Origin of the sequence: Roseobacter sp. TSBP12 (assembly GCF_009129705.1) — a bacterium.
GTDB lineage: Bacteria > Pseudomonadota > Alphaproteobacteria > Rhodobacterales > Rhodobacteraceae > Celeribacter > Celeribacter baekdonensis_A.
On the sequence record NZ_PYIB01000001.1, the window covers coordinates 37,308 to 61,181 of the forward strand.

General features: G+C 51.5%; 19 protein-coding genes. 6 read left to right on the top strand and 13 right to left on the bottom strand.

Translation table 11 applies throughout. The features are described from left to right. Positions 1 to 33 precede the first annotated feature (33 nt). From C8029_RS00195 to C8029_RS00205, 3 genes are all read left to right on the top strand, one after another. Positions 34 to 1,173, top strand: coding sequence for a DUF3047 domain-containing protein (locus tag C8029_RS00195; RefSeq protein WP_198430632.1), 1,140 nt, complete (start codon positions 34 to 36; stop codon positions 1,171 to 1,173). A gap of 740 nt (positions 1,174 to 1,913) precedes the next feature. Beyond that, positions 1,914 to 2,702, top strand: a complete 789-nt coding sequence (locus C8029_RS00200) for a helix-turn-helix transcriptional regulator (protein WP_152001987.1) — start codon at positions 1,914 to 1,916, stop codon at positions 2,700 to 2,702. A 209-nt stretch (positions 2,703 to 2,911) separates the two neighbouring features. After that, a complete protein-coding gene (locus C8029_RS00205) occupies positions 2,912 to 4,009 on the top strand; it encodes a LysR family transcriptional regulator (RefSeq protein ID WP_226946190.1) in 1,098 nt (365 codons plus the stop codon). A gap of 276 nt (positions 4,010 to 4,285) precedes the next feature. On the opposite strand, the gene C8029_RS00210 is transcribed toward C8029_RS00205, so the two are convergent. The 6 genes from C8029_RS00210 to C8029_RS00235 form a co-directional block, all read right to left on the bottom strand. Beyond that, positions 4,286 to 5,002 (bottom strand): hypothetical protein, encoded by a 717-nt coding sequence (locus C8029_RS00210; RefSeq protein WP_152001988.1) that lies wholly within the window; start codon positions 5,000 to 5,002, stop codon positions 4,286 to 4,288. 114 nt (positions 5,003 to 5,116) lie between these two features. Continuing rightward, positions 5,117 to 5,509: a hypothetical protein gene (locus C8029_RS00215; RefSeq protein ID WP_009573500.1), complete on the bottom strand. Its 393-nt coding sequence runs from the start codon at positions 5,507 to 5,509 to the stop codon at positions 5,117 to 5,119. Positions 5,510 to 6,330: 821 nt separating this feature from the next. After that, positions 6,331 to 8,196, bottom strand: coding sequence for a tripartite tricarboxylate transporter permease (locus C8029_RS00220; RefSeq protein WP_152001989.1), 1,866 nt, complete (start codon positions 8,194 to 8,196; stop codon positions 6,331 to 6,333). Between the two features lie 46 nt (positions 8,197 to 8,242). After that, positions 8,243 to 9,223 carry a Bug family tripartite tricarboxylate transporter substrate binding protein gene (locus C8029_RS00225; RefSeq protein ID WP_152001990.1) on the bottom strand — a complete coding sequence of 327 codons (981 nt, stop codon included), beginning with the start codon at positions 9,221 to 9,223 and terminating at the stop codon, positions 8,243 to 8,245. 31 nt (positions 9,224 to 9,254) lie between these two features. Further along, on the bottom strand, positions 9,255 to 10,118 hold the full coding sequence (locus C8029_RS00230) for a class I SAM-dependent methyltransferase (RefSeq protein WP_009573497.1): 864 nt from the start codon (positions 10,116 to 10,118) through the stop codon (positions 9,255 to 9,257). Then, complete coding sequence (locus C8029_RS00235) at positions 10,115 to 11,164, bottom strand: ATP-grasp domain-containing protein (RefSeq protein ID WP_152001991.1); 1,050 nt, start codon at positions 11,162 to 11,164, stop codon at positions 10,115 to 10,117. Before C8029_RS00235 ends, C8029_RS00230 begins: the two co-directional genes overlap by 4 nt. A 1,257-nt stretch (positions 11,165 to 12,421) precedes the next feature. Here C8029_RS00235 and C8029_RS00240 point away from each other — a divergent pair. Then, the gene (locus C8029_RS00240) at positions 12,422 to 12,919 is read left to right on the top strand and encodes a hypothetical protein (protein ID WP_152001992.1); all 498 of its coding nucleotides are present in this window, start codon (positions 12,422 to 12,424) and stop codon (positions 12,917 to 12,919) included. Between the two features lie 376 nt (positions 12,920 to 13,295). On the opposite strand, the gene C8029_RS00245 is transcribed toward C8029_RS00240, so the two are convergent. Then, positions 13,296 to 13,967 carry a response regulator transcription factor gene (locus C8029_RS00245; protein WP_159075232.1) on the bottom strand — a complete coding sequence of 224 codons (672 nt, stop codon included), beginning with the start codon at positions 13,965 to 13,967 and terminating at the stop codon, positions 13,296 to 13,298. Positions 13,968 to 14,172: 205 nt separating this feature from the next. Between C8029_RS00245 and C8029_RS00250 the strand changes: the two genes are divergently transcribed. Together C8029_RS00250 and C8029_RS00255 are read left to right on the top strand one after the other, a co-directional pair. Next, positions 14,173 to 14,679, top strand: a complete 507-nt coding sequence (locus C8029_RS00250) for a putative pterin-binding protein (RefSeq protein WP_107719798.1) — start codon at positions 14,173 to 14,175, stop codon at positions 14,677 to 14,679. Continuing rightward, on the top strand, positions 14,676 to 17,363 hold the full coding sequence (locus C8029_RS00255; RefSeq protein WP_152001993.1) for a hybrid sensor histidine kinase/response regulator: 2,688 nt from the start codon (positions 14,676 to 14,678) through the stop codon (positions 17,361 to 17,363). The genes C8029_RS00250 and C8029_RS00255 overlap by 4 nt, the downstream gene beginning before the upstream one ends. A gap of 51 nt (positions 17,364 to 17,414) precedes the next feature. Here the strand turns inward: C8029_RS00255 and C8029_RS00260 are convergent, their stop codons facing one another. From C8029_RS00260 to C8029_RS00280, 6 genes are all read right to left on the bottom strand, one after another. Continuing rightward, entirely contained in the window at positions 17,415 to 18,728 is a 1,314-nt protein-coding gene (locus C8029_RS00260) for a hypothetical protein (protein ID WP_152001994.1), read from the bottom strand. Positions 18,729 to 18,769: 41 nt separating this feature from the next. Next, on the bottom strand, positions 18,770 to 20,359 hold the full coding sequence (locus C8029_RS00265) for a tetratricopeptide repeat-containing sulfotransferase family protein (RefSeq protein ID WP_152001995.1): 1,590 nt from the start codon (positions 20,357 to 20,359) through the stop codon (positions 18,770 to 18,772). A gap of 127 nt (positions 20,360 to 20,486) precedes the next feature. Next, positions 20,487 to 21,335: a hypothetical protein gene (locus tag C8029_RS00270; RefSeq protein WP_152001996.1), complete on the bottom strand. Its 849-nt coding sequence runs from the start codon at positions 21,333 to 21,335 to the stop codon at positions 20,487 to 20,489. A 48-nt stretch (positions 21,336 to 21,383) separates the two neighbouring features. After that, entirely contained in the window at positions 21,384 to 22,700 is a 1,317-nt protein-coding gene (locus C8029_RS00275) for a CsgG/HfaB family protein (protein WP_193217549.1), read from the bottom strand. A 97-nt stretch (positions 22,701 to 22,797) separates the two neighbouring features. Then, positions 22,798 to 23,310: a hypothetical protein gene (locus C8029_RS21895; RefSeq protein WP_157789833.1), complete on the bottom strand. Its 513-nt coding sequence runs from the start codon at positions 23,308 to 23,310 to the stop codon at positions 22,798 to 22,800. Further along, a complete protein-coding gene (locus C8029_RS00280) occupies positions 23,307 to 23,861 on the bottom strand; it encodes a hypothetical protein (RefSeq protein ID WP_009573487.1) in 555 nt (184 codons plus the stop codon). The genes C8029_RS21895 and C8029_RS00280 overlap by 4 nt, the downstream gene beginning before the upstream one ends. Positions 23,862 to 23,874 lie beyond the last annotated feature (13 nt).

Consider the following 23,874-nt stretch of genomic DNA (forward strand, 5'->3'; position numbering starts at 1 on the left):
TGTCATGGATTGGACCTTTCGCGCCGAGCCATATTGCGTGGCCTAGGAGCGTCAACTTTTGTCGCGGGCACCGGTGGCCTGAGCGCATCGGCATGGGCGGACCGTTACAGCGACGGCGATTTTGCGCGGCGGATGCTGGCGCTGGTCGAGGCCGCAGGTGGCGAGGCCATTGCCGAGGCCACGCCCTTTGTCCTGACCGGGACGACAGTGCCTTGGGACACCAAACTCATGGATGTGCGCGCCGGACAGGCGGTGACATTCTTGCTGAGTGGGCGATGGTATCTGGCGCGTGATCTTGATCTGTGGCTGGAACCGGGATTTGTCTTTTTCGCGCGCAGCCCAGGGGGCGCGCTGTTCAACCCGATGGAAAATGTCGGCACGATGATTGCCGATCAGGACGGGCCATTGGAAATCGCCCGCTCAGCGGGTGAACTTGCCGATGCCACTGGCGCGCTTGCGATCCCGCTTGAGGCCTATTCCGCCGCCGATGGTCGGGTCGAGGGCATTGCGATTGCATGGAAAACCGATCCGGTTGCGGGGCTGCGACGGCTGATGGCCCAAGGCGATGTGGATGGCACTGTGCAACACGCGCTTCAGCGCGCCGAATTCCCGGATGTGACCCCGGCCAATTGGCACAATCATTTCCATTTTGGAGAAGCGGGGGTGTTCCGTCAGGACGGTGACGAAATGGCCTGCCACACCCACAAGACCGTTTCCATTTTGCAACGCGATGTGAACATGGATCTGGTGGAGGGGCTAAAGCTCGATTGGGATTGGCTGGTGGACGAACTGCCCTCGCGTTTGGCCGAAGATCAGATGACGACCCATGATTACCTGTCTATCGGGGTCGAGTTTGATGATGGTCAGGATTTGACCTATCTGTGGAGCGCGCAACTGCCTGTCGGTCATGTGTTTCGCTGTCCCTTGCCGGGGTGGGATGCGATTGAAACACATCTGGTGCAACGCAGCGGCCTTGCCGATTTGGGCGAATGGCAGAGTGAAAGCCGCGATGTGACGGCGGATTATCATGCCCATATTGGCGGCCCGGCCAAGCGGGCCGTGCGGGTTTGGCTGCTGGGCGTGTCGGTGTTTCAGCGCCAGACCGGCATGTGTCGCTACCGCAATGTCAGCATTGGACGTGAGTCATCGGAAAGCCGCATGTCTCTGGTGTGAGTTTGTCTGCTCATCCGTTTCACTCCATTTGGGTCGTCCAGATCACAAAAGGTGCTCTCCCAAAAGACCTTCACCTTCCGAATGCGGAATTATCAGGGAATTATGCATGGATTGCATGCGCGTCTAAGGAGCACGCGACTATCCCCGACGCCCCTCCCCGACGTCGATGTACTGTGGTACATCTCGGCATGAATGCACCTTTTGGGCCGATAACGTACAGGGCAGCTCAGACACATTAAAAGGCTTGCGGTATCGAGGCTGGATGGTGCCATGCTCCCAAACTGTTCTGGGGCATGGCACACAATCTTTTCGGTCGGTGGACGAGTAGATGCTGTGGCTGCACCATGCCATATGCTCAGCACCCCAGTAATTTGTGTCGAAAGTTGATCTAGGAACCAATGTTATTTAGCCATTTGGTTAATATGCCTTGCCTCTCCTCAAGCTCTGAACGCGGCCTCATAAATTGCCGATATAAGCCTTTACGATCATTGGGTTGAGTGAAACTTGCAGGTTTTAAAGCACTCAAAGGGCTGAAACGTTGCGCCTAAAGATGCGAATAAATGCCAAAAACAAGTTGTTCTTTTGTGCAGGTGATAGGGTTTTCAATTGCTTGACATAGATTAATGACAGTCAATTTTCTGCTAACTATGGTGTACTAACATGGGTGTCCAGCGATATGCGGCGTTTGGTTTTAGGGGGCGGCCGCCTGTACAGTTGGAGAAATAGTAGGGGAGGTTGAAATGTACGAACCGAATGGAGCTGATCAGGACGTCGCGCAAGTCGTTGTGCAGTCAAACATGTGCCAAAAAGATTTATTCACATTCATAGGGTCGCAAAGGTTATTTTCAGAGGTTGTCCTCAGGACAATTGAAACGGAGTTTGAGGAAGTTCGGGCGTCTCGCTTTCCTGATATAGAGACTTGGGATCTGGTCTTTGCACATCCTGTTCAGCCCAAACAGCAAATGACACGCCTTTTGATCGTAGATGAACGTCATGCGGAGAAACTCATGGCGTTTCTGGACCGTCAAGGCCGTCAGACACCAGGGATTAGACTGGCCATTGCAGTGCGCAATGATGTGAGTGCCACAGATGTGGTGGGACGGTGGGGCGAGCGCCTATCAAAATACGCGATAAGTGTTTTGCCTATGAATCTGAATCTGACAGCTTGGGTTCAGTTGATCCGTCTGATTGATTGCGGTGCGCATTACCTGCCTGTTTGCGCGTTGAGGGCAATGCACTCAATCAACGGGGAAAGCGGGGTATCGCAGCACTATATCGAGGAACATCAAAACGACGTTTCACCTGATGGCCTACGCGATGTTGTGTGCGCCCGAGGGGTTGCAAAACTGACTCCGCGGGAACGCGAAGTCCTCAAATTGGTTGCGTCGGGGCACCCCAATAAAATGATCGCCAATGAACTTTCCGTCTCGGCTCATACGATCAAACTACATCTTCACCGCATCATGGGTAAGCTCGGCGTTACGAACCGGACTGAGGCCGCAATCTGTTTTCACAGTCAAAAAGGTTAATCCAACTCACCTGCGCCAGATTGGGCGGGCGCGCTTCGCATGACATTGTCTGTGATCGTCAAGGTGAGATCTAAATAATTTCTACGACAATATCGGTCACATGGCGACCGGAATTGGTCAAAGCACTTAGTCACTGTATGGAAATCCTGAACTGACGTGCGTCCAGGAGAAAAGCTTCATTCGCAGGATGTAAAATGCATCGGGACAGGATGAGCGAAAAGCGCAAAAGACGATTTATATCGCCGCTTGCCGTGGCCGAGTTGAATGCAAGCGTCGCCTTTATAAGGTGCCGCTGGAAATCGGGGGGGGGGATGAACTATTCAAACGCAATCACCATACGTCAACTGGAGGTCATGAATGCAATTGCGATCTCTGGATCAATACGCAAAGCTGCAAAGCTTCTGGGGTTGTCGCAGCCGACAGTTTCGGCCCAGCTTGCAAAACTGGAAGAGGACCTAGGGACACAGTTGGTGCATCGAGATCGCCAGAGATCAGAGGTTCTGACAGGGGCTGGCGAACTCTGGGCAAGCACTGCCCGCACTGTTTTGTCCGATCTCGAAGAGGGCAGAGGTCGTCATTGTGAACAGTTTGGACAGAAACAATGCAAAATAAGCTTCGCAACCATCCCATCGCACGCCGGGCGCATATGGGGATTGGCTGCGGCCCAAGCACATGCTGATCCGAGGATATCGGAGTTTTCGATAGAACTCGCTGACTCCAGCACCACCCTTCTCGAATATCTCGCGATTCGAAAAGCCAGCATTGGGCTTATGGTGATGACGGAAGGTTTGAGAGAAACAACATCCCTCAAATACGAAACGCTCTATGAAGACCGTATTTTGTGGGCCGTACCGAAAAGTGTGGACCCGAAACTTGCCATCGACATTATCAACTCAAACAGCATCTCTGCGCCCTTGCCGCAAGCCCTAAAGAAACGCGTCGCCGTCAGAGCGCCACATGAATGGTCTGCAAAAAGCAATGCATGGTACAAATCGCGATTGGCATCAGCTGCGCCCTATTTTACCAGTGATCTGCATGTGGGCGCGATCGAAATCGTCGCCGCGAATCTTGGAACGTGTCATCTGTCCATGACGTTACACAGCAATCTGCCAGACCGCCTTCATAAGGATGTGGCCTTCTATGATACAGGCTGCGTTGCACAGAAGATGGTGTTGGCTATGCCGCGCCATCTCATGATGGTGCCAACATTTGCCAGCTATTTCGAACGTCTCGCCGAGGCTGTACGCGACGATTACACGCGGTATTTTCTCGCTCATGCGGTGGATTTCCGTGATGTCGAGACCTGATGTTCGGACGGTCATCCTAAGAGACCCACAAGGGATTTAATCCGTCACACCTGTGGCCTGATATTCGCTATCGGCCAGACATCTGCGCCGTTGCAACGGTGCTGCGCTTCGCAAAAAACAGTGGGAAAGGCGTGTCTGCGGAACATCTTAACGCATCCCACGACCGACCCGAATGAATGTCATGAATGTTTGCGGAAGTATTTTGAACCAAAGCGGGTGCCCTGCCGCGAGTTGGTCGAGGCAGGGCCAGATTTCAAAGTCGCATATGCCGCAAATTCAGTTTATCTGACTGCGGCAGTATGCAGCCACCTGTTCGTTCGTGTAGGGAGCGCCCATTTGTTTTCGGGCGAGAATTTTACCATCCGAGCGTTTTGAACATGACACATAGCGCGAGATCGGTGCCGGGGTCGTGCGTGTTGTCGCCTGCTGATTCATTGTGGAAACCGTCGTGCGCCGTGCTTGAACCGTGGAACGGCGGTCAGACGCGGAACACACACTGCCGGCTGGAATGGTCCCAACCTGTCGGAGTGCAAAACAGGCTTCGGAGTCTCGGCGTGCAATCATAATCAAAGCGGCCTGACCCTGTCCCATCTGGGCCAAGAGGCAGGCTTCGTCGACACGACTTAACCCACCCGCGGCTCCGCCACCGATGAGGGATATTCCGATGCTGTTGGATAAGGCGCAGGGATGACCCGACCCCATTGAGGGGGGTTGCACAGCTGGTGCGGAGCGCACCGTATACGACCCGCTGTAGGCGTTTTGGGTGCTGATCGTGCCCGGTGTACTTTGATCCAGATAAATCTGGGCATTGGAGTTGCCGCTTGTTACGGTTGCTGACGCATTGCTGTCCACCTGCGCTGAACTCGACGAACTTGACGTCGACGAGCTTGTGCTGGACTGGCTGGCTGCAGAGGTTGCCCACAGCACTGACATGGAAATTATGGCGACCTTTGCCAATGTTTCGATGGATGTTTCCTTCTTTGCATAAGACATGAGATTTCTCCTCTCCGAACGCAGAGGGTTTAATATGAGGCCGAAGCGGAACGTTCGGATATCCACTTCGGCCGCCTGAAACCGCAGTGAGCGGTCAGGCTTTGACACCAAGTATCAGAACATGGTGCCAAATCCGCCAAAGGCACCGCTGGAGCTGCCATTGGAGCCCGTGTAGCCGCCAGATGCGTTCGCGCCACCGAACCCGATCGAACCGCTGGTGGACGTGTTGTTCACGGAGCCAACTGCCGTGGTGCTAGAAGCCGAACCCGACCCTGCGCTCCCAAAGCCCAGTCCGGTATAGCCAACCGCTTGACCGGTCGAGGACAGGCCCATCGAGGAACTGTTGGAGGCTGCTGCGATGCCACCGAATGTGCCTGCACCAGAGGAGCCCGAAACGGCTGCGCCGCTTTCGGACCCGGACCAAGACCCCGTCCCCAGAACGGTATCGGCCGAAGCGGCCCCTACGGCCAAAGCTGCTGTTGAAGCGAGAATAAGAAAGAGTTTCATTTTTTATTTCCTCCTATTGGGTTTCCAAACGAGGCCATCAGTTACCCAGTTGCTATGAGTGTGCTGATTGCCTCGACATCAATGTATGGGGACCTTGGGAGACACGACAGTTGGACTGATGTCTATCGGAAAAATTAGTAGATATTTTGGTAACTTACCAAGAAGTATGCCCCCCCGATACCCACTGCTTTGGATGTCTGAAGCCTAGCCAATTGGAGGCACAAGATAGCCCGTTAGATTAAATGGAAAGCACATACCAAGGCACATTGGCCGTGATGCCAATTCTGTTGGGACTACTGTGTGCCGGATTGCATGCGTGGACGGATTGCCTTGGGAAATCTGGTGCAGATCGCGACGAAGGTCCGTTTCCCGTCCGTTGTCTGGTGCTCTGCCCGCGAAATTTCAGGACAGAACCGTTCGCCGAGGCGCTCTCGCTAGTCGACCGGGGCTACCATGTCTGAATCAAAGAACGCGGTCCCACCGATAGAGCCGTACCCTGTCGGCACCGACGCGGCGCAGACAAGCCACACGACTTCAAAGCCTTTTGAAATTTTTATCAACGCTGGCTAAAGCCGTCTCGAGTGTGACGAAATTCATAACGCCGGGGCAAATCTTATTGCCTGAAATCGCGCCGGCAAGCATCCCGTTCGACACATCTGCACTTATATAAGTCGTTGCTTGCGTGGCTATGTCTTCTTCCTCTGTCGCAAAATGAAACCTGCCGTAAGGCTATCAATATACTGGCTGATCTTTCATCCGTGGGCCGATGAAAAAGATACGCAACCTAACGATTATTTGTCATTCACGCGCCACAAGGCCATCTACAAACCATACAAGGAGACCTCCAAACCTCCCACCAAAAGTGCGCAAATCGCACCAATTGCAGAGCTGTGCCACCAAGTTTTTTGGCCAGGGCTGCTGAAGATGGTCACAGAAAAGAACACGGCAGGCGCGGCGCCGATAAAGACGCTCATGGCAACGAACGCCAACAAAAGCAGAAGAATCTTGGCGTCAGCTTGAAGTGCCTTTGGCAATTGCGATACCGGTGCGGTCCCGGAGTAAACGGCGGACTTAGCCAGGGTCAGAGTAACAACAAAAAGACCCCCGGCGGTCACTATAGGAAAGACCGCAGCCTGCATTTTAAAACTGTATGAGCCGACAGCGACAAGAGCGACCAGAGCAAACGAAAGGGCAATGAGAGCCCACTGTAAGGGGGCCCCTTCGGGGCGCGAAGCCTCTCGAAGGGGTTTGTGCGCGTATTTCCTTCGCATAAAGAGAACAGCGATCAAGACGACCACCGCGCAGATGATGCTGGGGCGTAGAAGCCAGTGATAGCCATTCAACTGCGTTGCCAGCATAAAGTTTTTCTCAAGGATTGGGCCAAGCACCAATCCGAGGACAAAAGAAGGCCTAGACCAGCCCTGTTGCCTCATCAGGATGCCAAGGGTCCCAAAGATGACCAGTACAAGCACAACTGGCAATGTCGGTGTTGGCAAAGTAACCGATAACGAAACCGCCATGACCGTAATAGCCACGACAATATTCGCGCGCAGCAGCGCGATGCGGACAAGCAGCGGCGTCAAGGCCAAGCTCATCACTGATCCAATCGTATTTGCCAGTAAAAGCGCAATTACGATTGCTACGACAAGTTCTCTGTGCTGGGCGATCAAAACTGGGCCCGGCTCGATGCCTTGAATAATTAAGGCACTCAGGATCAGTGTCATAGAAGCGCTGCCGGGCAAGCCCAACGCCAAAGTCGGGATCAAGGTCCCCCCCTCCGTGGCATTGGCCGCACTTTCGGGCGCGATCACCCCTCTTATGTTGCCCTGGCCAAAATCCGGACCGTCTCCCCGATGACGGGAGGCAATCCCGTAGACAAGCCAGGAAATCACCGACAGGCCGATCCCTGGGATCATACCTACGATGCAGGCCAGCGCGCTCGACTTCACCACAAGTCCCTTTTCACGCCAAACATCACGCATGCCCAAGATGATGTCCTCTTTCCGAAAGCCAACATCACGTGCCGAGATGCGCCCGCGAACCAGAAGCGGGCCTATCTCCGGCAGAGCAAACATGCTGAGCAATACAATGGAAATGGGCAATCCATCCCACAGATATAACGAGCCGAAGGTCCAGCGCTCCTCCCCGGTGAAACTGTCTAAACCAACAAACGAAAAGGTCACCCCCATGAGGGCAGAAGCAAGCCCTTCTCTTGGTTTCATTCCGTTCAGAATGACCACACAGGAGAGACCCAGCATGGCGACAGCAAAATAATCGGGGATTTTGAGCCAACTTGCCGCTACGGTCATAAACGGGATCGCGGCCAGAAGAACCAACGCACCGAATATTCCTCCGAAAAAAGCTGATGTATAGGCGGCAATGAATGCTCTGCCCGCTTGACCTTGCTTGGCAAGAGCATGACCGTCCAAGGCCGTAGGGCTGGCCCCTGCCGAGCCGGGAACCCCAATAAGAATTGCTGGAATCGTATCGGAGATCGTGACGGCAGCGGCCAGTCCCATCAAAAGGCTGATCGCGCTTTCCGGTCCCATGCCAAAGGTCAGAGGGACGAGGATCGACAGGCCAAACACGCCTCCCAGTCCCGGGATGACCCCAATGAGCAAGCCTGCCGACACTCCTAGCATGAGCATAGTGAAAGCGTCGGCCGTGAGTAAGGTCATGACATCCATCTGGGATCTCTCATCTGGTCAGACCGGGCGGCGCGCGCGAGATACCTCAGTCAAGCATTGCGCCCGCCCGTGCGAGAACCTCTAAGGGTGTTTTCTGAATGCGATCCAGATGATCTTCAAGTTCAGCTCCGGTGATCGGGCTCGGCTGCATGCGCAACTTTTCTGCCTCAGCGAGGAACTCGGGATCCTGCACCATGGCATCAAAGGCCTGTCGATACACGGTTAGAATATCCTCGGGCGTGCCGGGCGGTAGGGCAAAACTATATTGAAACAGCTCATGCGACAAAATAAAATCAACAATTTCAACATCTTCAGGCGCTTCAACGAGATCGCGAAGAAGCGGATAAGGTAGGTCAAGGTTCGGGCGGTAGGAGGCCTGCAAAATCGGTGTCATCGTTCCGGGTTCGAACACCTTTTCAAGATCACGTACCCGCAACGAACAATACCCATCCAATTCGCCGCGAATGATCGCCGCTCGTACTGGTGCCGTACCTGAAAATCCCCTAACGATTTCAAAATCAGCATGCAGCGTGTTTTGGACCAAGCGGGTGATAACATCGGTGGTTCCAGAGGTGGTTGCACCAAGTTGGAAAGTTTGTTCCGCAAAGTCCGAGATGTCCGCAATTCCAAGACTGGACGAGACTGCACAAAGGCGTTCTTGCGTCGTTCCGATCCCACCGATCCAGCTGAGCTGGGAAAAGTCGAGTCCAACCAAGGCTGGATCAAAGGTCGCACCGACAGGAAACCATGAGGATATCGAGCCGATGACGGTACCATCAGCGGGCTCTTTGGCGAGCATCATTTTTGCGAGCCTCAAAGACCCCGCGCCATCAACATTTTCAACGTAGATCGACCCAGCCTCTGGCAGGAAACGACCAAGATGGTTTGCCATCAAGCGAGCATTTACATCATATCCACCACCAACGGCAAAACCGACCTTGATGACAATATCCGCATAGGCGCTTATCGGAGCGAAAATCGCCGCGCCCGCCAAAATTACAGCCCGGCCCGTCTTCTTGTTGATCATGTTATCTCCTTTGGATCTTGTTTGGTTGGATCTACGAGCGAACGGCTGAGATTCTGATGGTTTCGTTGTCAGGCATATGCGAGGGGACTTCCCCTCTTCGGCTGTAAGTATGGGTCCCAAGGATGCGAAATGCGGCCGCCTCCAACAGCGTGATCACTTCGTCTTTTGAACGAAAATACCACATCTTCGAGGTCTCCAGAGCTTCCCTGAAGAGGCCGGCCAACAGCTCTGGCGGAATAAGATCGCGATATGGGGAGATCGATTGCAGGTCCAAAATCCTTTGGACCATCTCATCATGAACGGCCAATGGAAATCGTGGTGCGCCATAGGCGGCCATTGGTTTGATCCGGTTCACGGCGCATAGCAATCCACCCGAACTGAGAGCATCAGCCCAAGCCTGCACCACCACCTGTTTATCTTCGGGAGATGAAAAAGGCAGAAGATTGTGAGCAACAATCACATCTGCTTTCACGTTCAACCCAGCCCGAAGGTCTGCTTTGGCTATGGAAAGATTGACTCCAAGCCGCTTTGCAGTCCGCACATTTGCTTTAAGAGGAGTGTCGCATAGATCAATGACATGCACCGCCAAATCTGACGGTGGCGACGGCAATTTAGAGAGCATTGCCTTTAGAATGCCATCGTCGGCAGCGCCTGAAATAACCAATTTGCGCGCGCCGGCCCCAACGGCGGCTGCGGTCTGATCTGCGATGAACTCTTTGTCACGCAATGTGGTGGGGAGGAGATTGAAAAGCTGTGTAAACGGCCACGATCCGTGAAACCCTTTACAGTCTTGCGCGCACCCATTTAGCGCATCTTGCAGGATGTCCTGCGCTGTTTCCGCCAGAGCCTGCAGAGTCTCGCCTGTAAACAATGCGCGTTCGTCTCTGACACTCATGACTGAAAGATCCTTTCGACGGGCTCTTCGCCGATGTCCGCGCCGGATCGCCAGTTTTTGGGGGTCGCAAAATGTTCCTCCAGAGCACGCACAATCGGATGTTGAAGGCGCGTCGCCCTCGCCTGCGAGCGCTCATCAGCGCCTGTGGCAAAGAAAATAGACATCGCAGCGTTGGCTTCGAAAAGTATCGCCCGCCGATTTTCAAGATCGACACCAATGTCTAGGCCAAAAAAATCCAGTTTCACACGAACTGGCACCTCGCTGAGCATGTTGTGAAAAACAGGATCACTCATCAATTGCTCTGAGATCGAGGCCTCCCACGCTTCATCCGCTGTTTTGCTGGATGCGGTCTGGTTGTGGATGCGCCAGTTTTCCGCACGCTTTACATGTCGCACAAACATGCGCTCGCCGACATAAACAATCCGAGACTTAATGAAGTCCCCAGATGTGTTTGAGTAATCGACGTATTGGGTCATGAAGTGGGACTTACCTTGCCAATGCGTCTTGTAAACTTTTGGCCAGTCGAACGGATTGTCGATTTTGACTAGATCGCGGCCAGTTTGAGATTTAGCCGGACGCACGAGCACCGGGTAATTGAACCCGTTTGCTTCAAAAGCTCTCTGAAAACTGTTGTTCTCATCAGCCATAAAACGCACACATTTAGGAACGACCAGGTTGGGTATCCCTGCCAAACGTTTTGCGCTGAGATCTCGACGTGTCATCGCCACAGCCCGAGGATGATTAAATATAGGGATTTTGTCTCCAAAGGCCCGGTCAAGACCAATGAGTGCATTGCGATATTCGTCTGCGTCCGCACACATGTTTACAATCCAGCTGCCACCTTTGTATTCAACCGGAGTCTGCGGTGGGTAGAGGAAGGGAACAGACTGTTTTTTAATCTTCGGCAGGAGACTTTCTGGAAATCCAAGGCGGTTAGGCCAAATGTAAAGTGGGCGCCCATGTGGCGCGACCTTCACCATAACTTGGCCACTGTCAGGCACCGCATCAAACAAGATACCTTTTCCTTTTTTGATCTTTACGGACATAGTGAAACTCTTGGAACCTCTTGTTGATTTCATGGGCGCAGTTTTCAGAACCGCTCGACTTGCATCACGTTTTCAACGGCCCCCGATCTTGCATGGACATGCCTTTGAGCCGTAGCGTTAGGTGTGGTTCCCGATCAAAGCACCTGTGATCTCCGCGTATTAGGCGCCCCCCACGAAGGTCGACTTGGGACCACAGCGAATACTCAATATTTTCGTCCCCTGATTAAAAAAAACCACGCCAAATTGGCGTGGAGAAGGTGTTGAGCTGTGAGGTCGAGCACAGCAAATTTAAACTCGCTGGACACGCTTTCATTCAAATCACTTGGTGCCCTTCAAATCAAATTCTCTTTAGTACATGCCTATCCCCTTTAGAGAAACGCTATGAGGAAATGGAAACTTTTGCGCATACATCAACTCAAAGGCGCATCACATCGTCCAACTTGAATAATGATTTTAACGCTATGCTTGCCCACCCCGGCACTCATCATCGCATTTACGCCGGTCTTTTTCTGTGACCATGCAGCACGTCCAACCAGACTTGGCCCTGAACTATTCTCACCCTTTCAGAAACTTGCGCAGGCACCTGATCAGACGCTCAGGGTGGCGCGGGAGGACCGTTCGGCAGGTCGGACGATCTCTTTACCGACGTCGATCAGGCGCAACCGCAAACCTGCTTCGGCTGGACCAGCGTGCCGAGGTCGTGGAACCCGAATGCAACTTTCGATCCCGCGCCAATCGAAAGACACTTTGGAATCGCGCGCAAACCACCTCATATTTGCTGAGATACCGCCCGTATCACACACGAGACTTCGGGTAGGCGCTGTGCTTATCACCCCCCCGAGACCGCGCAGCAAATACATATCTCGTGTTGCCTGCCCGATCAGAATGCATCACCGGCAAATGTCCCAATGCTGGCTACACATACTGGTCGGGCAAAACCTTGTGGGCTGACCGTTTTGTTTGCGATGAGTGAAGTGGTCCTCTCTTTTGAGACAGGTTCGCAATGCCGCCAAAGCAACCTTGTCTTAAACCGACCTGCAAAATTTCCGCGCTTTGCCGCCTGTAATGCCTTCAAAAATTTAGGATGCGGCATAGGCCACTGTCCGATTTTCCGGGACCCTCTTTAGTGAAGGCGATCATTGGAGTGGCCGAACAACTAAAGAGAATCTCATTCACCTTTCGGGCGAACACTACAGGGATCAATCCGCTGTAAGTGTGAGGGAACAAAGATTTAAATTCAAATGCAGGTGGCAAATCATGTTCAGTATCTTCGACGGAATGGATGCAAAATGTCTGTTCCTGAGCCAATCGAAAGTTCTGGCGCACACCTTGCCAATTATGCTGGTGGAAAACGACGCAACCGTGACCTGTTGCGAAGATTACAGCGAGTTCATGCGGTGTCTCGACGCCATTCCTGAGATCAATTTTGCGTTCATCGACGTCGACAGTTTCGGCGGCATCGCCGCTCAGTATGACAGGATTAGGGAAATGCGGGGGCGGTTCCCGGACGTGGCGACAATTCTGGTATCTTCAGATTTCAGCACAGATGAATTCGGAACGCACAGATTATTTCTCGCAGATGTTTCTCTCCGACTGCCTGTTACCTACTCCTGCCTTGAACTCGCACTGCTGCAAGCGCCCGTGAACAATCGCGTTTGGGTTCAACGCCTCAACTCTGCACTTACACACGCGCCCACACGATCGGTTGTGCAATCCTTAAAGCGTGGACAACGCGATTTCCGAAGTCACCCGTAAGATTGGTTCGTAACGAAATAGAAGACGTGAAATATGATATTTTTTGGGATTTTGGCTCTAGTTGCATTCATCTTTACATCCCTCGTGATGATACTCATCGGCCTCAATGTTCTATTTTCGCTTTCATTGGGCCTGCTTATCGCAAATTTGGTCGTGATTATCGTAGCTGCTTGTTTCGAGGCATGTGACAGATATAAATAAGAAATTTACGACTTGTCGTAATAAGTTAAGGGCAATCACTGACCCGTTACTCATCCAGGTGAAAGACATGCCACCAGATCGCTGACAAACGCGACCTCCGGGCGATCTCCGTCATGTCCATTGATCATATGAGCCGATTTGAATAGTCGAAACAATTGATTGTTCTTAGCCCTGCTCACGTTTCAATCGTTATGAGCCCATGTCTTTGCGCAAGGATAGCAGCGTGTGCGCGGTTCTTGGCATCTAGTTTCGTACATATCGACCGCATTTTCATTTTAATTGCGACCTCGCTCGAATTCAGCTCGAACGCAATTTCCTTGTTTGTCTTTCCTTCTGCAACCAGCTTGAGAATGCGCCGCTCTTGCTCATCGGGTCCGTCTGCGCCTTTGGTTGCGTTTTTAACACTTCTCGACAATGACAGTGGGACAAACTCGTTGCCATCGGCGATCAATCTGAGTGTCGCGGCAAAACTGCGAAAAGGTTGCCCTTTGGAGATAAATCCCTTTGCCCCGATCTCAATTGCCTGCCAGACGAAGTCATCGTCAGCCGTTCCAGAAAAAATGACAACAGATCCCTCATGGGTGGCATCTACGACCTGCTTCACAGATCGCAAACCTTCCATTCCCGGCATAGAGATATCAAGCATCACAACATCAAAAGACTTTGGGTGTGCGCGCAGAACGTCGAGGGTGCTTTGCAATGAGACGCTCGTTTCGACGGAAAAATCTCCCTCTTCAACCAGAATAATCTTCAAAGCCTCTGAGATCAGCTTATGATCGTCGGCAATAAGGACGGAAACCATGCGCTGTTGCATCTCTGTGTTCGACTGCCTTTGAGGTTTGTGCATAGGATTTTCTCTATAGGATATACAATTTTTTACTATTTGTATGAATTTTAGCGCCGCCGCCATATGCAGAAACTATTAAGAGCAAATAAATCCTTGGTGGAATAACGTGGAAACTAAAGATGATGCTATTTTACTTTTGCGCAGTGTATAAAAAACTTTTTTGGTGAAAATCTCCCTAAAAGCGTTTTATCTCAAGGAAATGACCATGTTCCCACACAGTTTTACTCTTAAAGCTGCCCAAATGATTGCTTTCGCAGGTTGTTTCGCGCTATCGCCGCAAATGGTCTGTGCTCAGGATGTGCTTCTGACAATTTCTATAGAAGGGACAGATGAACGTTTCGAGATTACGGACGACATGCTTCTGCAGTTGGAACAGCAATCCTTCCAAACATCTTCGCTTTGGACAGAAGGGAGTCCAAGTTATAGTGGCCCTTCTCTTACCAGCGTCCTTTCCATGGTGGGAATCCACGAACAAAATTCAATGACGTTCGTTGGAGCCAATGACTACAAGGTTGATATTAGCCCCGCTTTGATTGATGACACCTATCCAATCATTGCCAACAGGATCGATGGGATGCCGTTTTCTCTCCGGGAGAAAGGCCCTCTGTGGATCATGTATCCCTTCGACAAACGCAAAGAATATCAAACAGAACCTGTGTATGGAGCCGCCGTCTGGCAACTCGTTGAAATTAGGGTTTTAACGTCAGAATGAAACGCCACATTCCGAAATTTCTGAACGTGTCTCCGCATTGGCGCCTGACACGACGGAAAATGTACGTTTCAGTAACGATTTTCAGCTTCGTCCTGCTGATCCTCTTGACCATATCCGTTGACTTGTCCCGCAAAGTTAATTCCTTTTCTTTTGCACGCTCTGACAGCGAAACCTGGAACTTCGTTCAGGTCGAAGTGGAACTGCATCGCCTTCAGCTAGCCCTTGCTCAAGCCTTAATGGAAACGCAAGACGGGTCTCAGATATCCGACGAGACCCATCTCGAAATTGAGACGCGTTTCGACATCTTTTATGCGCGCGTGGACACAGTTGCACAAAGGTTGCGAACATTTCCCGTCGAACAAGATGCCCGTGACGCCCTATCGGAATTGACCACACTGCGTGACAAGGCTGCAATTGAAATAGATGCAGGGCGTTTGAAAACGGTCGATGATGTGCGAGCAATCTTCGATTTAATCGAATATGCCGCAACGCTTAGCCGAATCTTTGCGTTGTCGGCTCTGCAGTCGGCAATCGACTCTCAAGAAGAGAGACGCAGCGTCCTGCATTCATCTTTGAACAACTATCTCTTTTATTCTCTTGTTCTAATCGGTCTACTTCTCCTGAGCTTCATATCCGTGGTGTTTCTTTTGAGGCGGATCGCAACCACCAATCTCACTCAAAAAAAATTGTCATCCTATCTCGCAAAACTACTTGAGGTCTCTCACGATGCAATCATCGTAATGGACTGTGATTTTAAAGTCATAGAGTTCAATGCTGCTGCCGAGGCCATGTTTGGATGTCAACGCAAAGAGGCCTATGGACAATCCGTTTTAAAGCACCTGACACCCAAAAAAAGCTGGGCACCTTTCGAAAAACAACTCCGCATCATGTTTGCCTGCAAAGAAAGCGGCAACAACGCCTTACATCGTTCAAATGTAAGGGCCCGTCGCTTCAATGGAGAAACATTTCCCGCATCTCTTAGCATCGTAAGAGAGACGGGAATAGACGGGCAACCGGTCTTAATCGGCTTCGTGCGTGACACTTCTCAAGAATGGAATGCACGCCTAAAAGCACGCACAGCGTTGGCCCGCGCACGCAGTGATGCGTCTGCAAAGAGCCGTTTTCTCGCGACGATGAGTCACGAAATGCGGACGCCTCTGCATGGCGTTGTCGCGGCTCTTGATCTCGCAGAAACCGAGAAGGAACCAATAAAACGTCGCGAATATATTCAGATATCACGCGATGCCGCGGCAACAGCTCTTGAGCAGATTGACGATGTTCTCGACATTGCGCGGCACGATGCCATGTCATCTCAGCTCACCCCGCAGCCTTATAACCCTCGCAACACAGTACAGCAGATATGTGAGCAGCTCGAGGCATTGGCCAAATCAAAGGGCAACGCCCTGACACTCAACTGGCGGGGTCCGGATGAAAACATCGGATACCGGCGCGCGTTTTCAAATGCGATCTACAACCTCATTTCCAATGCCATCAAGTTTACAAATGCTGGCTCGATCACTGTGCTCGGCACAAACTCGTTGGTAAATAGTGCATGGGAAACACGTATCGAGGTGATTGATACGGGCATTGGCATAAGCCAGGCAGATCAAGCGCGCATCTTCGAAGATTTCTATTCTCTATCCGACGAAGTTGCACCGGTTTTGCCCGGCACCGGTCTAGGCCTCGGAATTGTCCAGAGATCCGTGGAATTCATGGGCGGGACAATCACATTGGAAAGTACTCTGGGAAGTGGCAGTCGGTTTTGTTTCACGATCCCCTCTTTTGTACACGATGAGCAGAATGACGCGATCCGGGTGCCATCTTCCGCGAAACAGGAACAATCCGAAGACGACATGCCCACGAATATCCCATTGGGGAAAATGTCTGGGCGCTCCGATCGGACGCCAAATAGCACGCCAGCCCCAGACACAACCTCACGCGAGGATGTGAAACATACCGGCGCACCAAAAGGACATGTCTTGTTGGTCGAAGATCACCCCACCAATAGAACATTGCTCAAGGCAATGGCCGAACAAATCAGCTATGATGTGGACACCGCCATTGATGGGTTTGAAGCGGTTCAAAAGGCCTGTGAGACAGCCTACGATCTTATCTTGACCGATCTGAATATGCCGAACATGTCAGGCTTAGATGCCTCATCCATCATACGACTGGGGTCAAGATCCTCGAAAGCCTGCATTATTGCCGTGACGGCGCAGGCGAGCATGAAGATGGAAGAGACACTTGAGCTGTTTGAAAGCGGCATCGACTCTATTCTCCACAAACCGTTCACCATGCATCAGCTTCGGTCGCACATTGAAAAAGTCATTTCAGAACGCGACGCGATGGACGATGTCGAGCAGCAAGAGGAGTTCGAGTTCGAACGACTTTCCAACCCGCTCCCGAGTTTTGAGGAAAATCCCAATTTGGTCGAACTGACCCATCGCGCCAAAACAGAGGTGGAAACACTTGGAGACATGCTACGGGGCATGCTGCAAAATGACCCGGGGGCAAAAGACCTTGATGAGATTGCGCAATTTTCGCACTTTGTTGCGGGGAGTTTGCTGTTTCTTGGTTACCCGAAACTCGGCCGCCTTTTGGGTGAGATCGAAAAATGCTGCCGCAAAGCAGAAATTGTGCGCCTACAAGGGCTTGCACAATTGCTATTGTCAAAGTGTTTATAACCAATCGGCCTGAAGACTCGCCCTAGTTCGTATTCGAGATAATCCCGCTGTTCACAGCACCGATTGCCGTCGTGACAACCTTGAGGCTGCGCCCGATTGATCAGACACCCGCAGACGGATGCTACCGATTATATCCATATCATTCGACGCCAAATTCATCAAAACACTGGGACCCGTCGTGACAACCTGCACCAGATGCACCGCCTCGACCTGATCCGTAGCCGCCTGCATATAACTCATGTTGGCACCACGCGAGACTTTTGCGGCGATAATATCCGTTGGGACCAAAACATCCGTGCCATAATTGGCAACGACGTTTGTGACAGCGATCCCGTTGTTCACTGCGCCAAGTACCGTCGTTTGAAGCGCATCAATTTGAGTGATGGCACGCAAGGCACTGTTTTGTCCTGCAACCAACGCCAGGTCCCCAAATTCGGCAAATCTTGGGGAAAGTCCGATAACCGTCAGGATCTGGCCATCAATCCGCGTCGAAACAAGTTCGCGCGCTGTTGCAATCGCCTGCCCATCCCGGTCCGCTTCGTACAGGGACAGCTGAGCACCTGTCGGAATGGAAAAAAGCCCGCTGCCGGTCGGATAGAAACCAGGCGGAAGACCACGCTCAAGCTCCAAAGCCTGCGCCGCGGTCACAGTCACGCCAAAATCGTCGGATTGCGCGATGACGGGCGCACCCACGGTGTCATATCCGATGACGACAGTTTGTCCGGATTTGAGACGCGCCGGTTGGCTCATAAAACTTGACGTGTTTTCGGCAACATTGACCATAAACAAGACGTCAGCACCAAACGCTGTTTCTGCCAAAGCGGCAAAAATACGTTCAAGACGAGTCTCTGCTGACGCAGGGTCCGCAAGCGACAGTCCTGAAAGGACGCAGATCACAATGCCGCACAGGTTTGGAAACCTCTCAAAGGGGTATCTGCTTCGTTTCAAAGCAACTCTGGGTAGGCTGTGGCTCAGACGGCGCGACAGGCCGCGACATATTCTGTGCAAGAAACGAGAGACAAAACTGCGAAAACTATGCAAGATTTCAACTCCTTCGCTCTGCATCTCATGAGGGATTTCTCGATGAACCCAAACGCCAAAGGCGTCAGCGGTTCCCAAGACCGCAGTGCCGGACGTGCCATGTCCGATGGTCGCACGGTCACCAGTTGCCAACGTTCTGTTCTGAGTGTTTGGATTGCTTATGTTTTCAGCAATGTTTGCAGATATATTGGACGCTTCGATATGGGGATATGCTACATCCAATAACGGAAGCACGCGTTCTAGGATAGATGCTGATACGCTATACGGAACAGACGCCAAAAGAATTTTCGCCACAACTGTAGGAACTCTGGATAGACTTTTCATTGGTTCCCCCTTCCGCTCACAATTCCTGTAAAACTGATCCTCTAGTGCTTGCGATCCATCTCAAGTTTGGTAAGTTTTTCAAAAAATTCGGAAAAGTATGGTTCATAATTCTTCCAACTATTAGAACTACCGCCATAAATTCCCTTGCGGACCTGATCCACAGAGGCGGTGAACGTGACCTTGCCTTTCTTATGAAAATCTAAATAATTTTCATTAAACTCTAAACCGCAGTATTGAAACACTTGGGGTAAATATGAAGCAGGATCTGCAACCATTTTATCATAATCAACCTCCAAAAAGTCCTGTGCATGCAACTCTGCCCACCTATCCATAACAGACATATAGAACTCAAAGTGCTCTACTATAGAACCTTCATTGTAAGTGTATGCCAGTCCATCCGAACTGAATTTACTTTTAAATTGCGACCAGGCAATCGCACGAAGGTCACGCTTCATGTAGATGATCTTACCTTCCGGAAAGGCACGTTTTATAGCGCCAATCGATAAGAAGTTATGAGGCATTTTATCAACAACAAATCTATCTTTTGCCAGTATATGAACATCACGGGAATAGTTTGCCCTGATCATTGATAGTCGCTCAGACAATACTCCTTTGCCATCAGAAGCGTGCTGATTTCTCGTAAAATAAGGCAACTCTCCAGCGCCAGTGACATCTTTCGCCTCGGATAGGAGTTGTTCCATCAATGAAGTTCCGGACCTGGGCAGTCCGACAACAAAAATAGGTGTAAAGGGGATTTCAGAGTCTACCACGCCACGAAAGGATGCCAGCTCAAGAGAATCCTCAAAACGCTTTCTATAGTGAGGAAGATTGTCTTTTTCTGGATCAAACTGTAATGCCGCGCCTTTCTTTAGGTAAGCAGCACTCTCAGCATAGTCTCCACTTCTTTCACTTAGTTTTGCTATCAACCAACACAAAGAAACCGAAGTTTTTACACTTTTTTCGGCATTAAGCAGTTCGACTGATACTTTATAGATATCGCTTTGCTTATCTAGTTTTTCGATTTCCGCGAGTCTTACGAGAGATGGAACATCATTAGGCATTTTGGACAGTAGAAACTCAAGGTCTTTTTTTTCAGCAGACTTGTCGCCAGTGCCGGAATGAAGTTTCTGCAAAGTCCTTCTTATTTCGACGGAGTCACCCCAAATATCCAATATTTTTTGCGCATAAGTAGCAGAAGCAACTACGTTTTGCGTTTCGACCAAGCAAGTTAATAAATTAAGCGACGCACTCTTATTATAAGGATTCAATTCAATAGCACGAACAAGCGCAAACTCTGCAAGTTTGTAACTATGTACTATTAATAATGCTTCACCTAGACAGGCCCAAGCACTCCACATATGAGGATATTTTTTTTTCATTTCAGTGCAGCACTTAAGTGCTTCTGAATTACGTTCATCCTTTAGAAAGGAGCGATAAGATCGAAATAGTTCTGCAAACCCTGCATTCGCAGCATCTCTCTTCTTTTCTAACTTTGACTTCATTATGCGCGCGGTTTGGCATAATCTCCCATTTTTAATTACCTCTGCGCACACTAATTCCGCGCCGAAGATGTCATTCCTCGCCACACAGTCTTTTATGATCGTCTTGAACTGATTATTTGTAATTTTCATGTCATTTTTGAAGAGCGCATGGAACAGATGTTTCAGTCATGATAACCTACCACCTTTCAATCTTATTATATGTGGAAGGGGCAATGACTGCCCCCTCCCTTAGCTTTATCAACCTACGAAGCGTAGATTAGTTGGTGGTTGAACCCGAAGTACCGACGATGCCCTGAACAGCAGCATTCACACCGGATGTGATTGTACCGGTGTTGACCGCACCAAGTGCAGTTGTCGACGCGGATGCAAGTACACCGTTCACGTTGTTCATCGAGTTGGTGATCGAACCGTTCACGCCGGTCATGTTGGATGCGATGTTCAGCACAAGCGCGCCGTTATCGATAGTACCACCCAGTTGTTGCATCACAGAGGACACGGCCTGTGTCGACGTGGTTTTTGCGTCATCCACGGTGGAGTTCACACCGAGGGTGATGTCGCCGGTGTTGACCGCACCAAGTGCAGTTGTGGACAGAGCACCAAGATCATAAGTCGGCAAGTTGAATTCATATGCAATCGTAGTGCCCGCTGTCGAAGACTGGGTCGCCTCAGCAATAGCGCTGGTCACGCCTTCGATGGTGTTTGTGATCGAACCGTCGATGCCGCCACCTTGCGTTTGGAACGAGGTGTAATTGTCAGCAATATCGTTCTCAGCAGCAGTTACAGCTTCAGCCATAGTTGAATAGGTGACAGTGCCATATTGGTAGCCGATGATGGTTCCTGTCCCAGCAAGTGCAGCGATCGAATCCAGTGCAGCATTCAAAAGGATATCATACTGACCCTCAGAAATGATGTCACCGTTTGCATCCATATATGCAGTTGTCGTTCCACCGCCGAGGTTTTCAGCGATGTTCGCAAAAGTGCCGTTCAGTTCTGTGGATGTCGCTGCATCCAAAGAAGTCAGCACACGCTCCAGAACGGATTGTGCGGACGCTGCGCCCGACATTGCGATCAGTGCGACGGCGGTAGTAGCAAGAAGCTTTTTCATAGTGATGTCCTCGTTTGTGCCTGTTCTTCCCTCGAGAACAGGCCGTCCTTAAATAGGGCATATTCGAGGGCCCCGTTTGAGTTGTGGTGTATGACCACAAACCTTTCTTTGCGGGTCTCGCAAAGAAAACTGGATGTAGAAGGATGCATCATGCTTTCCCTCCACGTTTGATGGTTTAGCCGGGCTGGATGGGGGCGCCGGATCCGTCGCCGTTTCGGGCGCGATCACAGCCTCTTCCTCATCCTTCGGAGCAATTTTTACAGCGAGCGCAATTTCTGCGGCTGAGCCTGCGCGGATCGCCTGTTCGACAAGCGTCGCGGCGGCATCGCCTACGGGACCAGTCAAACCCACACTGGCCCCAGCGCGCAGATCGCGAATGGCAATGGACAGGTAGATTTTGCCCTTCTCAAAGGCTGTTTGCGCGGCCTGAGCATTTTTCGCCGACACGGCAGTATCAAACATCGAGATGGCGCGTGCCGCCTGTGTCGTAACGTTGTTGGCAAGTTTGCGTGCCTCGGCGGACAGCTCAACCGGAGCGGCTGTCGTCATTTCTGCACGCATCTGAGCGACTTCTTGCTCGGAAGGCGGACGAGCCGCCTCTACCTCTGAGGCGATTGCCCGCAAGGATGCGCGCCCAGCAGGATCTTCCCAGACCAAGTCTTCTGCAATTGTCGCAGTCAGCTTTGCATTGCATTCGCCAGCACTTTCTGCTGCGTCACTTGCTTGTAAAAGGAGCTGATATACACCGTAATACAGCATCTGCCGGAACACAGCATTGGTGGCTTCGCGTTCCATTGCCCCGGCCGAAATATCAACGAGGCTCGTGTCAAAGAACCGACCAATCGCAAAGCCAATTTCTTTGCCAACGAGTTGTTTTTGAATTGCGACATTTGCGACAATTTCCCCGGTCAGCGCATTGGTCATGGCCAGGTCCATTCCCACCAACAAACGGTTCTGCCGCGCTTTCGGCCCAACTCCCGAGACGGTCACAGACGCCCCGGCTCCTGGAATAAAATCGAGACTGTTGATACTTCCCGTGATGAAAAGATCCGCCGGCTTCATCGACGTAATATCTCGGATACCCCAGTTGTGCTCAGTCGCAGCAATGGCCGGATCGCGCCGGTTTACGACCTGCACACCTGCATTAAACAGGGCGGTCTGGATCATATCCCCTGCACCCTGCGTGACCATTTTCCCGCTGCCTGCGTCGGCATAGCTTTCTTTGCCGGTCGCATCATTGATGGCACCGACGGCGAAGGTCAGCGATCTCGGTGCGCGGTTGCCAATGCACGCAAGCGCGTCGTCATATGCAGTCTCGACACGGCGGACGGGTGGCCCATCAACCATGAATACATCCTGATCCATTGGCGCCACAGCCTGTCCAAGGCTGGCACATCCTGAAAGGAGAGCCACAACACTTGCGATGACTGGAAACGGTCTCACGTAGCCCCCAAACACAAGATCAATTACATTTTCCCGCTGCAAAAGCAGCGAGCGCATCGGCAAGATCAAGGACCGAAAGAGACGACACATCCGTTGCGGCGTCGCCTTCAGGAGTCTGCAAGGATGACAAGATAGACGCATCAATACAGCCGCTGTTGTCGGCCGTGTTGTCTGCGGTAATGATGTTGCCATCGCCCTCCACCGACACCTCCGTCGTGCCGGTGTTTAGAGATCCAACAGCATAGGTCTGCTGGCCGATTTCGTCACCAATCTGCAAATCGGTCGTGACATCACCATCCGTTGTCACCTCAACGTAGCCAGTGCGGTTATCGTTTGTAATGTAGTAGTTCGTTTGTGCCGCAGCCGTCGGGTTTTCGGCGTCGTTGATCACCTGCGCTTGCTGCAACACGAGGCTACGGTCTGATGCGCTCGGAAACGCATAGCTTCCCGACCAATTCTGTCCAGACGTACTATAGGTTTGGCCCCATGCGAGACATGGAAGCAGAGAAAGGCCGAGAACGAGTTGTTTCATTTTACGCGCCCAAGATTGGGCGTTGTAACGCTACCATCACGGTGGATCGTGATGCTGCCCGCCGTCACAGCTGCGTCGTCTCCGTCCTTTCCAGTGTCATTGGGCGCATCTTCCATACTCACTTCAGATACAGACACGTTTCCGGTACTTGCACTCTGCGCCACTGTCCCACCAGAAACCACTTCGGACGCCTGTGCGGTTCCTGCTTCTGCGCTCTCAGCAACAATCTCTGGAGTGCCAGCCGGTGCTGGAATATTGTTTGGAACACTTTGCGTAGACCGCACGCTGCCATCGGAAAGGCGCACCGCCGGCACGACGTAGAAATTCGTTACTGGGCATTCGTCCGGATATTGTGTCATTTTGCCATTCGACGCGACATAGGTGTCGCTCAAAACATAGTATTCGCCATCGACGACAAAGAAGGAGTCTTCGACTGATTTCCCTGCCTTATCGGCTATGCAGTACGGATCCTGCATGGTCAGGCTCAAGCTCTGTCCACACGCAGAAAGCGTTGGAATCGCCAAAATTATGGCACTAAGTCGGATGTTCATGATATTCTCCACG

Coding starts and splice junctions, on each gene's coding strand:
- C8029_RS00200 (WP_152001987.1), top strand. CDS start 1,914: ATGTACGAACCGAATGGAGCTGATCAGGACGTCGCGCAAGTCGTTGTG.
- C8029_RS00205 (WP_226946190.1), top strand. CDS start 2,912: ATGAGCGAAAAGCGCAAAAGACGATTTATATCGCCGCTTGCCGTGGCC.
- C8029_RS00210 (WP_152001988.1), bottom strand. CDS start 5,002: ATGTCTTATGCAAAGAAGGAAACATCCATCGAAACATTGGCAAAGGTC.
- C8029_RS00215 (WP_009573500.1), bottom strand. CDS start 5,509: ATGAAACTCTTTCTTATTCTCGCTTCAACAGCAGCTTTGGCCGTAGGG.
- C8029_RS00220 (WP_152001989.1), bottom strand. CDS start 8,196: ATGGATGTCATGACCTTACTCACGGCCGACGCTTTCACTATGCTCATG.
- C8029_RS00225 (WP_152001990.1), bottom strand. CDS start 9,223: ATGATCAACAAGAAGACGGGCCGGGCTGTAATTTTGGCGGGCGCGGCG.
- C8029_RS00230 (WP_009573497.1), bottom strand. CDS start 10,118: ATGAGTGTCAGAGACGAACGCGCATTGTTTACAGGCGAGACTCTGCAG.
- C8029_RS00235 (WP_152001991.1), bottom strand. CDS start 11,164: ATGTCCGTAAAGATCAAAAAAGGAAAAGGTATCTTGTTTGATGCGGTG.
- C8029_RS00240 (WP_152001992.1), top strand. CDS start 12,422: ATGTTCAGTATCTTCGACGGAATGGATGCAAAATGTCTGTTCCTGAGC.
- C8029_RS00245 (WP_159075232.1), bottom strand. CDS start 13,967: ATGCACAAACCTCAAAGGCAGTCGAACACAGAGATGCAACAGCGCATG.
- C8029_RS00250 (WP_107719798.1), top strand. CDS start 14,173: ATGTTCCCACACAGTTTTACTCTTAAAGCTGCCCAAATGATTGCTTTC.
- C8029_RS00255 (WP_152001993.1), top strand. CDS start 14,676: ATGAAACGCCACATTCCGAAATTTCTGAACGTGTCTCCGCATTGGCGC.
- C8029_RS00260 (WP_152001994.1), bottom strand. CDS start 18,728: ATGAAAAGTCTATCCAGAGTTCCTACAGTTGTGGCGAAAATTCTTTTG.
- C8029_RS00265 (WP_152001995.1), bottom strand. CDS start 20,359: ATGAAAATTACAAATAATCAGTTCAAGACGATCATAAAAGACTGTGTG.
- C8029_RS00270 (WP_152001996.1), bottom strand. CDS start 21,335: ATGAAAAAGCTTCTTGCTACTACCGCCGTCGCACTGATCGCAATGTCG.
- C8029_RS00275 (WP_193217549.1), bottom strand. CDS start 22,700: ATGGATCAGGATGTATTCATGGTTGATGGGCCACCCGTCCGCCGTGTC.
- C8029_RS21895 (WP_157789833.1), bottom strand. CDS start 23,310: ATGAAACAACTCGTTCTCGGCCTTTCTCTGCTTCCATGTCTCGCATGG.
- C8029_RS00280 (WP_009573487.1), bottom strand. CDS start 23,861: ATGAACATCCGACTTAGTGCCATAATTTTGGCGATTCCAACGCTTTCT.